Consider the following 12454-nt stretch of genomic DNA (forward strand, 5'->3'; position numbering starts at 1 on the left):
CTGGAACGGCGCGCGCGTAAATACGCGAACACGCTCGGTAGCCAAACCCACCTTCCGCCCCCTGTTCTCTCTGGCCGCAACGCTGGAAGAGGTGATCGACATGAGCCTTCGAATCGACGAGTCGCCCCGACGTCCACACCCCGCTCTCCCCCTCCGCTCGCCGCCGGCGCGCCGCACGACGCCCTTCGCGGCGCTCCTCGTGCTCGCCGGCGTCTCGTGCGCCGCGCCCCACGAGACCGGCGCCCCCGACGCCGAGGCGAGCTACGCGGTCTCCTCGTCCCCCTGGTCCTCGTCGGCGTCGGCCGGCGCCGCCCTCCGCGGCAGCGCCGGCCGGGCGCGGTCTGCGCTCGTGACGACCGCCGCGGTCCTCCCCGCGGCCGAGGTCGACCGCCTCGCGTACGCCGCCGCGGCCGCGACCGTCAACGACCCCAGGCTCGACCTCCTGGCCGACGCCGCGGGCCGGCTCGCCGCGCGCCACCCCGGGCTCCCGGCAGAGGAGTACCAGAGCGCCATCGCCGAGATGTGGGCGCTCCTCGAGGCGAGCCAGCCCAGCCCGCAGCACGACCTGAGCGGCCAGGAGATGCGCTTCATCAGCCGGACGCTCGCGCGCCTGATCCCCGGCCTCGGCGCCGGCGCGCCCGCGGACGCCCTGCGCGACGCCGCGCGCGGCTACCTCTCCGCCCTGCGCAGCGACCTCGACGAGATCCGCAAGGTGTCGCCCCTCGACTCGCTCCACGACCAGCTCGGCGCGGCTGCGCGCTTCCGCGAGGCGTCCTGGGAGCGCCTCCACGCCGCGGCGCGGGAGAGCGGCGCCCTGGCCGCCGCCGTCGACGACAGCGTCCTCCAGCAGCGCCTCGCCGTGAGGACCACCGACCCGGCGAGCCACATCCTCGGCGTCCACCCCGTCGAGCCGCTCCGGGGCTTCGTCCTCGGAAACCTCCAGGCGGACGGCAGCCTCGTGGCGACCCAGGGCGCGGTCGAGACCCTCATCGAGGCCGCCAGCAGCTCGGCGCTCGCGCAGACGCGGGGCTACGCCGACAGCCTCTTCGCCCTCGACGCCGCCGAGCAGGATCTCCTGGCCGCGCGATCGATCGTGGGCGCGCCCGGCGCCGGCTCGACCGCGCTCTCCGCGAGCGACGCCGAGGCGAAGCTGAAGAAGGCCATCGAGGACGCGAAGAAGAAGCAGCAAGCGCTCGCCGGAAAGCTCGACACCGTGAAGTCGGGCGCCACCTCCGCGCTCCGGGCCGCCGCGAAGCTGGCGTCGCTCTCCAACGACCCCGCGTTCGCGAAGGACATCGAGATCCTGAGTCGGACGACCTCGATCCTCCTCGACAGCTTCTCGAAATACTCCGAGAGCGCCATCGAGACGGCCTCGAAGCTCGTCGACCTCCTCGACCTCGGGGAGACCGGCCTCAAGGTCATCGGCGCCGCCGTGTTCACGGGGGGCATGGTCGCGGCCGTCCTCCAGATCGCGTCGCTGTTCGGCGAGAGCGAGCAGGAGTCGGTCAACCAGAAGATCCTGAAGAGCCTGCGCGACATCCGCGCGCTCGTCGCCGACGTCCGCACCGAGATGCACGCCCGCTTCGACCGCCTCGATCAGAAGCTCAACGACGTCTACGACGCGATGATGGAGCAGTTCGCCCACATCGACTTCGAGCTCGGCGAGATCGAGGCGGATCTCGAGGAGGTGCAGCTCGCCCTCTACACCGTGCAGGCCGACCTCGACCGGCTGGATCGCGACCTGTACGCGTTCCTCGACGCGGCGGAGCGGCAGCCGCTCGTGGAGGGCATCGCCGGCTTCCTCGACTACCGGCGGCGCACCGGGCTCGAGATGCCGTATTCCCCGACGTACCTCGACGGGGAGAACCGCTTCTACACCTGGGGCTATTTCACCGCGAAGGACGCCATCCAGGCGGGCCCGGCGAGCCGGTCCTATCAGGACGGCCAGCTCGCGTCCGAGCTCGGCAACTACCCGCTCGCGACCAACATCAATTACCTGAGCGAGCTCCCCTCGGTCCGGTTCGGCCTCCCGCGCCTCTCGGCCGAGCGGCTGGCCAACCCGCTCACCTGGATGATCGCGGCGGAGAGCTATGCGCAGCTCGGCGAGGAGTGGCCCGCGCACGCGAGCCAGATCGACCCGGGCCGGCTCGCGCGCGTCCTCGACGCGGGCGAGGACGTGGCGGCGGGGCTCGACCGGATCGCCTCGACGGCGCTGATGACGCGGCTTTCGGACCACCACCGCGGCCGGATGACCGCGCTGCGCAACGCCATCTCGCAGCTCGAGGCCACGTTCGAGAGCACCCCGAGCAACAGGCTCCACGGCATCGACCTGTGGCGCGGCCCGGACCAGGTCCCGACCACGCACGACATCAAGGGCACGAAGGAGCTCCGCTCGTGCCGGAACATCGCCTTCAAGGACGGCCGGGCATCGTTTCCGCTCGACCTGAGCGCCTTCGCCGCCGACTACGCCCCGCTCGCGCCGTTCATGATCGCGGACAACCTGGGCGGGCTCTCCGACATGAAGCCGTGCATCTTCGCCACGTGGACCTGGGACACGTGGTCGGAGGTCCCCTGGGGCGCGTTCTGGACCTTCCGGCTCGATGTCGTGATCCGGGTGATGTACGGCTCGACCGCGGTCCACGAGATCCGGTTCAAGACCAACGAGCGGGCGCAGCGGCTGATCCGGACCAACGATCCGCCGTTCAACCCCGACGCCCTCTGGTCGCCGGAGGGCCGGCTCTCCGAGTCGGTCTGGAGCCAGCGCTCGCTGGTCTCGCGCCGCCTCCTCGCCACCTCGTCCCTCCTGAGCCAGACGCGCGCCGCGGTGCAGCGCAAGCTCGTGGATCTGCAGCGCGTGTTCTACGGCCAGGTGGCGGCCAGGCTCTCGCAGCTCGGCGACCCCATCGAGGCCGCCGGCAGGCAGCTCACCGGCTCGAAGCGGCTCTGGGAATCGTACGTCGCCCTCGGCTTCCCGCGCTCGCTCGAGCAGAACGACGCCCTGCGCTCGCTCCTCTACGGCGGCGAGTCGCTGCTCACCGGCGACGGCGACGATGACGCCCACCTGAACAGCGTCCGCGCCATCTACCTGGCCATGAGCCAGTCCTACGATCCTCCGGCGGACAACATCCTGCCCGCGGTCGTGTCGCTGTCGACGGAGCGCTCCGATCGGCTGCTGGAGGCGCTGAACGGCATCATCGCGGAGATCGCCGCGACCGGCGAGGCCGAGGGCCACACGCTCGTCGAGGGGACGCTCACCCGGCTGCACCTGCTCGCGGCGCAGACGCCGGACGGCTGAGCGAACACGGTCGGTCCCGGAGCGCGCACAGCGCCGTGCGGCCCGTGGTGCCGCATACAAAATCGAGGCGATGTGTGCGCTCCGTTTCCAGGGGGAAATCGCAAAACACAAAAATACTGGCGGAATGCATTGGCACGTCTTGGACGAAATCGTATTTCTAGGATCGGGGGGGTCGCACAGCATGGTGCGGCGTCTCTGCCTGATCTTGCTAGGGGGTGTTCAATGCTTCTGTCCGAACGTGACCCAAAGGACGCGTGTGCCCCGATCAGCACCGGCATGATGGGCCGAGGGTGGAGGGGGATCCTGGCGGCGGCGGTATCGGTCGCCGCGCTCTCCTGGTCCGGCGAGGCTCGCGCCAGCCAGGAGGTACGTGACTGGAACACGGTCATGGCGCAGATGGAGCCGCTGACGGGGTTCTTCATGGCCTCGCGGCTCGCGGCGCTCCTGCACGTCTCGATCCACGACGCGCTCAACGCGATCCCCGAGACCGCTCGCTATCACACGTACCTGCCGCCCGTGGCCACCCAGGGCCCCGCCTCGCCCGAGGCGGCCCTGGCTGCGGCAGGGCGGACGATGCTGGCGACCTACATCAACTTCTACTCGAACCAGAGCCTCCCGCCGGAGTTCTCGAATCCGCTCCTCCAGGACATGTTGCCGATGGTGGAGACCACCTATGACATGCAGCTGGCGGCGATCGCGGACGGCCCGGCGAAGACAGAGGGGATCCGGATCGGCGAAGCGGCCGCCATCCAGCTGTGGAACGAGCGCCTCGGCGACGGGTGGAACAACCCTGATGATCTGGAGTTCGAGTTCCTCGACAACGACGGTGATGACGACCCGATGACCGGTCTCCCGGGGGAGTATGTCATGCTCGACCCGGCCGACACGTTCCCCGGCTCGTCGCAGCCGTTCTTCTTCTGGTGGGGGTACATGACCCCCTGGACCATGACCTCGAACCATCAGTTCCGTTGCGCTCCTCCGCCCAGCCACAGAAACGGCGCCTTCCGCAGGGACCTGGAGGAGACCCGCGTCTACGGCGCGGCCGACAGCGCCGTGCGCACCCCGCAGCAGGCCTTCGAGGCCCTCTGGTGGGAAGCCTGCGATGGGTTCGTCTTCGGCGGCACGTACTCGTTCACCCGGCAGCTCGTCACGGACTTCGGGCTGGACAACCACGACGCCGCGCGGGTGTTTGCGCTCGCCATGCTCACCCAGGCAGACGCCATGATCTCCAACGTGAACAGCAAGAATTTCTACCACTTCTGGCGGCCCATCACGGCGATCGACCACTACTATCCGGGCTCCGACTGGAAGCCGCTCATGCTCACCTCGCCGAACCAAGAATACCCCGCCGGCCACCCCATGGTGAGCGGCGCGACCCTCTATGCGCTGATGGAATTCTTCGGCGGCGGCCGCCTGGATGCGCCGCTCGTCGGGACGAACACCTGTGGAGACATCGTGTTCTCATCCCTCAAGGATGCCGTCGAGGGGGTGATCAACGCCCGCGTGTGGGGAGGCATCCACTACCGCAGCTCGGGCGAGGTCGGGGCCAGGACCGGCAAGAAGATCGCCAAATACGTCCATCGGCGCTTCCTGAAGCCGCTGTAGGATCGCGGCGCGGCAAGAGCGCCCACCCTCCGCGCGACCCTCCAGCTCGACTCCACGCCATTCAGGCATCGCAGGATCCTCGGCCGTCCTCGAGGAGCGGACGCGCTGGCGCGTCCGGTGCTGTCGGCTTCACATGCCTCCCGTGGGGTGAGCAGGGTCGCTCGATGTATGTCTTTGTGCACAGGCCGCTGGTCAGGTGTGCATTTTCTTACGCCCGACGGCATCGCGCCGGCTGCCCGCTCGGGACGCATGCGTTCGCAGTTGATTGAGTCTGGAAAATAGGAATAGTATGTCTACCCAACAACGGGGGCCGGGGCCTTGTCGCCTGCTGGTTCTGGGTCCGCCGCATGCGGAGGGTCATTTGTGGCCGCTGTGTGCCTCGCCGAGGCGTCCGCTCGGGTGAGGCTGCATCGGTCACCACCGCACGGGCGACCCAGCGCTGGGCTCAGCCATCGGCGCGGGAGGTTGGTGTGAGCCAATTTACGATTACCGAGGTGCTCCACTCTGGATTGGACACCGCTCTCTATCGCGGGTACCGGAATTCGGATCACGCCCCGGTCTCGGTGAAGCTCCTCAAGCGCTCGCACGAGAGCCCTCGAGAGGTCGCCAAGCTTCGCTACGAATACATGATGATCCGCGACCTCGGTCTGCCCGGGGTCGTCACGGCGTACGGCCTCGAGCGGAGCGAGAGCGGCCTGGCGCTCGTCATGGAAGACCTCGGGGAGCAGGCGCTCCAGGACGTCCTCAGGGCGCAGCGGGTCGACCTCATGATGGCGCTCCGGATCGCCGCCTCCGTCGCGGAGACGCTGGACGCGCTGCATCGCCGGCACGTCATCCACAAGGACATCAATCCCAGGAACATCCTCGTCAACATGCGCACGGGCGCGGCGAGGCTGAGCGCCTTCAGCGTCGCGACGCGCCTGTCCCACGAGATCCAGCGCGCCCAGAGCCCTGATATGCTCGAGGGGAGCCTCCCTTACATGTCGCCCGAGCAGACCGGCCGGATGAATCGGCTCCTCGATCACCGGACGGACCTCTACTCGCTCGGCGTCGTGATGTACGAGGTGCTCACGGGCCGCCTCCCGTTCCAATCGTCGGACCCGATGGAGATGGTGCACAGCCACATCGCCAGGAGGCCCGTGCCCCCGCACGAGATCGCACCCGAGATCCCGAGGGTCGTCTCGGAGCTCGTGATGAAGCTGCTCGCGAAGGCCGCCGAGGATCGCTACCAGGGCGCCTTCGGGCTCACCGTCGATCTGCGCGAGTGCCTGGCGCGGCTCGAGGCGAACGGGACGATCGGGGCCTTCCCGCTGGGCCGGCGCGACCTCTCCGGGGAGCTCCATATCCCCCAGCGCCTCTACGGCCGGGAGGCAGAGACGAGGGATCTGCTGCTCGCGTTCGATCGCGTGGGCCAGGGGAGCGTCGAGCTCCTCCTGGTCGCCGGCTTCTCGGGCATCGGCAAATCGGTGCTCGTCAACGAGGTCCACAAGCCGATCGCGGCGCGGGGCGGGGCGTTCATCTCGGGCAAGTTCGATCTGCTGAACCGGAGCGTCCCCTACGCGCCGATCGCGAACGCCTTCCGGGATCTCATCCGGGGCCACCTCCAGCGATCCGCCGAGGAGCTCGCGGCCTTGAAGGAGCGGCTCCTGCTCGCGCTCGGGCCGAACGCGCAGCTCATCATCGATCTCCTCCCGGAGCTCGCGGTCATCCTGGGGCCGCAGCCGACCGTGCCGGAGCTCGGGCCGACGGAAGCGCAGAACCGCTTCGCCATCGTTTTCCAGAGCTTTCTCCGGGTCTTCGCCACCAAGGAGCGCCCGCTGGTGCTCTTCCTCGACGACCTGCAGTGGGCCGACTCCGCGTCGCTCCGGCTGCTCCAGATCATCCTGGCGAACCCGGAGAACGCTCATCTCCTCGTCCTCGGAGCGTACCGCGACAACGAGGTCGGCCCGGCCCACCCGCTCGCGCTGACGATCGAGGAGATAAGGAAGGGGAGCGCGAAGCTCAGCGAGATCACGCTGAAGCCGCTCGCGCCATCCACCGTCTCGCAGATCATCGCCGACACCTTCGCGACCGAGACGGACCGGGTGAGCCCCCTCGCCGAGATCGTCTTCGAGAAGACGCAGGGGAACCCGTTCTTCATGAGTCAGCTCCTCGGCGCGCTCCACCGGGACAAACTGGTGGGCTTCAACGCCGGCACCGGCGCCTGGGAATGGGATCTCGCGGGCATCCAGCAGGCCGACATCACGGACAACGTGGTCGTCCTCATGGTCGGCAAGATCCGGAAGCTCGCGCCCGGCACGCAGCGTGTCCTGAAGCTCGCCGCGTGCATGGGCCATCAGTTCGAGCTGAAGACGCTCTCCATCATCCACGAGAAGACGCCCGCCGCGACGGCCGCCGACCTGTGGGAGGCGCTCCGGGAGGGCTTCGTCGTGCCGCTCACGGCAGAGTACCGCTTCCTCCACGCGCCCAGAGGAGAGGACGTCGAGGAGCAGCACGACGTCGAGGCGCTCCGGGTATCGTACAAGTTCCTGCACGACCGCGTCCAGCAGGCCGCCTACTCGATGATCGAGGAAGACCGCCGGCAGGAGGTCCACCTCCAGATCGGCAGGCTGCTCAGGAGGTCGCGAGGGGACGAGGGGCACGACGAGGACGTGTTCCAGATCGTTTACCACACGAACCTGGGCGCGTCGCTGATCACCCAGCGCAGCGAGCAGGTGGACGTCGCGCGGCTGAACCTCGTGGCCGGCAAGCGGGCGAAGGCCGCGACCGCCTTCCAGACCGCGGTCGGCTATTTCCGGGCCGGGGCCGCGTTGCTCGGAGAGGCAGGGTGGGGCGACGAGTACGCGACGACGTTCGAGCTCTCCGCGGAGCTGGCCGAGTGCGCGTACCTGAACGGCCAGCACGAGGAGGCCGAGGCGCTCTTCGACGTCATCCTGCGTCGGGCCCGATCGACGCTCGAGCGCGCCCGGATCCTCAATTTGAGGGTGGTCCTCTACTGCATGCAGATCCGCTACGTCGATGCCATGGAGGTCGGGCGGGCCGCGCTCGCGCTCCTCGGCATCCGTGTGCCCGAGGCCGAGGAGGAGTGCCAGGCGGCGCTGGAGGCGGAGCTCGCGCAGGTGCGCGTGAACCTCGGCGGGCGCCGGGTCCACGAGCTCATCGACTCGCCGGCGATGACCGATCCCGAGCAGCAGCTCGCCTTGAAGATCCTGGCGAACCTGTGGGGGGTGGCCTTCATCATCAACCCCGTGCTGCTCGCGCTGGTCTGCGTGATGCCGGCCAACATCTCCCTCAAGCACGGGCAGTCCGAGGAGGCGGCCTTCGGCTACCTGACCTATGGCTTCGTGCTCGCCACGCGCGGCGAGTACCAGGCAGCGCACGAGTTCGGTCAGCTCGCGCTGGATCTCAACGAGAGGTACAACAACATCTCGATAAAGTGCCGGCTTCACTACATGTTCGCGTTGAACGTGAGCTTCTGCCGGAAGTCGCTCCGTCTGTCCCTCGAGCATGCGAGGCGCGCTGTTCGTGCCGGCCCGGAGTCGGGCGACCTGAACTATCTGTCCTACACCCTCTCGAACATCGTCTGGACCAGGATCAGCCTGGGCGACGAGCTCGGCGCCGTCGGCGAGGAGATCGAGAAGCTCCTGCTCCTGGTGCGGCAGACCTACAACCCGGCGAGCACGGCGAACGTGACGGTCGGGAGGCAGCTCGTCGCGTGCCTGCGAGGGCTCACGAAGGGGCTCCACTCCATCGGGGACGACACCCTCGACGAGGCCGCCTTCGTGGAGAGCATCCAGGCGCCGGAGCTCGTCAGCACGCTGTGCTGGTACGCCGCGGCCAAGCTCCGGCTCGCGCTGCTCGCCGAAGATCTCGCCGGGGCGATCGAGATGGGGATCATCGCCGACAGGACGATCGGAGGGAGCGCGGGCCTCATCTTCTCGGTCGACATGGCGTTCCATCTGTGCCTCGTGATCCTCGCGCTGCCTCCGGCGCAGGCGTCCGGGGAGCCGCTCGGGAGCATGTTCGCCCGCCACCGGGGCAAGGTCTTCGCTTACGCGGAGGGGTGCCCCGAGAATTTCCAGCACAAGAGGCTCCTGATCGAGGCCGAGGAGGCGCGCGCCGCCGGGAGGCGGATCGAGGCGATGGACCTCTATGATCGGTCGATCGAGGTGGCCAGGACGAACCGGTTCGCGCACGACGAGGCGCTCGCCAACGAGCTCGCGGCCAGGTTCTATCTCAACCTGGGCCGGGAGAAGGTCGCCGGCGTTTACATGACCGAGGCCCACCGGTGCTACAAGGCGTGGGGCGCATCCGCCAAGGTGGCGCAGCTCGAGGAGAAATACGGCGCCGTCCTCGCCGCGCGCTCGCCCTCGACGTCGGAGAGGCTCGGGCTCCCGATCGCGACCATGGCGATCGATCTGATGACCGTCTTCAAGGCATCCCAGGCGCTCTCCGAGGAGATCGACCTGGAGCGGCTGCTCCAGAAGCTGATGCGGATCACGCTCGAGAACGCGGGCGCCGAGAGGGGGTTTCTGATCCGGGATCACGCCGGGGAGCTGCTCCTCGAGGCGGAGGCGACCGCCGAGGGCATGGTGGTCAGCGTCCGCAGCCCCGCGGCGCCGCTGCCGGCTTCGGCCGCGCCCATGACCCTCCTCGGGCACATCCGGAGGACGAGGGAGAGCGTGGTCCTCGACTACGCGGCGGGCGAGCCGCGGTTCGCGGACGACGAGTACATACGGGTGAAGCGGCCGAAGTCGGTGCTGTGCATCCCGCTCCTGCGGCAGGGGGCGCTCGTGGGCCTCCTCTATCTCGAGAACAACCTGACCACCGGCGCGTTCACGCCGGAGCGAGCCTTGACGCTGGATCTGCTCGCGTCCCAGGCCGCGAGCTCGCTGGAGAACGCGCGGCTTTATGCGGAGCTGTCGCGGGAGAACGCCGAGCGCCGGCGGGCACAGGAGGCGCTCCGGGAGCTCAACGCCGAGCTGGAGCTCCGGATCCAGCAGCGGACGGCGCAGCTCCAGGTGGCCAACAAGGAGCTGGAGGCGTTCAGCCACTCCGTCTCGCACGACCTGCGCGCGCCGCTCCGGGTCATCGACGGCTTCAGCCTCGCCCTGCTCGAGGACCACGGCGACGCGCTCGACGAGGACGCGCGCGAGCTCTTGATGCAGGTGCGCTGGGGGAGCGAGCGGATGTCGGACCTCATCGATGACATGCTCAAGCTGTCGCGCGTGACGCGCGCCGAGATGCAGCGCGAGCCCGTCGACATGAGCGCGCTCGCGAGCGAGGTGCTCGCCGCGCTGCAGAAGTCGCAGCCGGATCGCGCCGTGGAGTGCGCTGTCGCCGGGGCGGTGACCGCGAGCGGCGACTCGCACCTGCTCAAGATCGCGCTGGAGAACCTGCTTGGCAACGCGTGGAAGTTCACGAGCAAGCGGGCGGACGCCCGGATCGAGTTCGGGCAGATCGAGGGCGGGCCCGAGGAGCGGCGCGACGTCGGTGCGACGTATTTCGTGCGCGACAACGGCGCCGGGTTCGATATGAAGTATGCCGCGAAGCTGTTCGGTACGTTCCAGCGCCTGCACACCGAGGAGGAGTTCACGGGGACCGGTATCGGCCTCGCGACCGTACACCGCATCGTCGCGCGCCATGGAGGCCGCATCTGGGCCGAGAGCGCGGTCGACCAGGGGGCGACGTTTTATTTCACCCTCCAGCCTGGAACCCCATTTGCCGGCAAGACATCATCATGACTGACGGACCGATCCTCCTCGTCGATGACAACAAACGCGACGTCGCGCTGACCATCCGCGCGATCAAGAAGAGCCAGATCAGCCACGATCTCGTCGTGATGCACGACGGATCGGAGGCGCTCGACTACCTCTTCGGCGCCGGTGCGTATATCCATCGCGACGTGCGCCGGGTGCCCTGGATCATCCTCCTGGATCTGAAGCTCCCCCGGGTCGACGGCCTGCAGACGCTGGCGCACCTGCGCGCGAACCAGCAAACGATGCTCGTGCCCGTGATCATCTTCAGCTCGTCGGACGAGGAGCAGGACGTGGCCGCGAGCTACAGGCTCGGAGCGAACAGCTACGTCCGCAAGCCCACGAGCTTCGTCGAGCTCACGAGGGCCATCGAGAGGCTGCACGTCTACTGGCAGATGAACGAGGTCGCGTCGCCGAGGAGAGCGTCGTAGATGGACACACCGCTTCGCGTCCTCCTGGTCGAAGACTCCGAGCTGGACGCGCGGCTGATCCTGCGTGAGCTCAAGCGGGGGGGCTATGGCCCGTCGCACGAGCGAGTGCATACGCCCGAGGGGATGGCGGACATCCTGGCGCGGCAGGCGTACGACGTCGTGCTCTGCGATCACAGCATGCCCCGGTTCGACTCGCTCTCGGCGCTGCGCATCCTCAAGGAGCGCGGGCTCGATCTGCCCTTCATCCTCGTCTCGGGCAGCATCGGCGAGACGATCGTCGCCGAGGTCATGCGAGCCGGCGCGCACGATTACGTCCTGAAGAGCGACCTGCGGCGCCTGGTCCCCGCGATCGAGCGCGCGCTGCGCGACCTGGACGAGCGGAGGGAGCGCAGGCGCGCGGAGATCGCGCTCAAGGAGAGCGAGGAGCGGTTCGCGCTCGCGGTGCAGGGCTCGCGCGACGGGCTCTGGGACTGGAACCTCGTCACCGGGGGCGCCTACTACTCCGAACGCTTCAAGGATATCCTGGGGTGCCGGGACGGCGCGCTCCGCGACTCCATCGAGTCCTTCTTGAGCCTCATCCATGAGGAGGACCGCGACCATGTGGCGAGCGCCCTCCGCGGCCACCTGGAGCGGCGCGACCCTTACGATGTGGAGTTCCGGCGCCGCACGGATGCCGGCGAGCTTCGCTGGCTCTGCTCCCGGGGTCAGGCGCTCTGGGACGACGAGGGGAGGGCCACGCGCATGGCGGGCTCGCTCAGCGACATCACCGCGCGCAAGCAGGCCGAGGCGACGCTCCTGGACAAGCTCGACATCATCGAGCGGCAGCAAGAGGCGATCCGCGAGCTCTCGACGCCCATCATCGAGGTGTGGGACGGCGTGATCACCATGCCAGTCTTCGGCGCCGTCGACGAGCACCGCGCCGAGCAGATGATGGATGTGCTGCTCCACGCCGTCGTGCGCACCCGATGTCGCTCGGCCATCATCGACCTGACCGGCGCCGACGTGATCGATCACCGCACCGGCGATCACGTCATGAGGCTCGTCCGCGCCGTCGAGCTCCTCGGGGCGCGCGGGATCGTGGTGGGGATCCGCGCCGAGGTGGCGCAGACCATCGTATCTCTCGGCGTGGACCTCTCGAGGATCACCACGCTGGCAAACCTCCGCGACGCCCTGGTGCATTGCATGGGGAGCGCCGCGCCTCCTTCGCCGCGGCGCTGAGCTGGCGCGCGCCGCCGCCGAGCGCAGGGACGGCGTGCTCGTGGGCGGAGCAGATGTTCTTCTGCTCGGCGCGCACCCGGCCGATAGAGCACGCGTTCTCAATCAACGACTCGAGGTGGACGTCCCCCGAGATCTCGACGGTTGGTTAC

The 12454-nt window shown here is 68.6% G+C and carries 5 protein-coding genes; all 5 read left to right on the top strand.

Going from position 1 to position 12454, the window contains the following annotated elements; genetic code table 11:
* The first annotated feature begins 100 nt into the window (after positions 1-100).
* The 5 genes from WMF31_RS17900 (at position 101) to WMF31_RS17920 (ending at position 12305) form a co-directional block, all read left to right on the top strand.
* Entirely contained in the window at positions 101-3295 is a 3195-nt protein-coding gene (locus WMF31_RS17900) for a hypothetical protein (protein WP_129348308.1), read from the top strand.
* Positions 3296-3517: 222 nt separating this feature from the next.
* Positions 3518-4900 (top strand): hypothetical protein, encoded by a 1383-nt coding sequence (locus WMF31_RS17905; RefSeq protein WP_436603109.1) that lies wholly within the window; start codon positions 3518-3520, stop codon positions 4898-4900.
* 347 nt (positions 4901-5247) lie between these two features.
* On the top strand, positions 5248-10644 hold the full coding sequence (locus WMF31_RS17910) for an AAA family ATPase (RefSeq protein ID WP_436603110.1): 5397 nt from the start codon (positions 5248-5250) through the stop codon (positions 10642-10644).
* Positions 10641-11087, top strand: a complete 447-nt coding sequence (locus tag WMF31_RS17915; RefSeq protein WP_436603111.1) for a response regulator — start codon at positions 10641-10643, stop codon at positions 11085-11087. The genes WMF31_RS17910 and WMF31_RS17915 overlap by 4 nt, the downstream gene beginning before the upstream one ends.
* The gene (locus WMF31_RS17920) at positions 11088-12305 is read left to right on the top strand and encodes a PAS domain-containing protein (RefSeq protein ID WP_436603112.1); all 1218 of its coding nucleotides are present in this window, start codon (positions 11088-11090) and stop codon (positions 12303-12305) included.
* Positions 12306-12454 lie beyond the last annotated feature (149 nt).

Source organism: Sorangium sp. So ce1036 (assembly GCF_051369805.1).
Lineage (GTDB): Bacteria > Myxococcota_A > Polyangia > Polyangiales > Polyangiaceae > Sorangium > Sorangium cellulosum_F.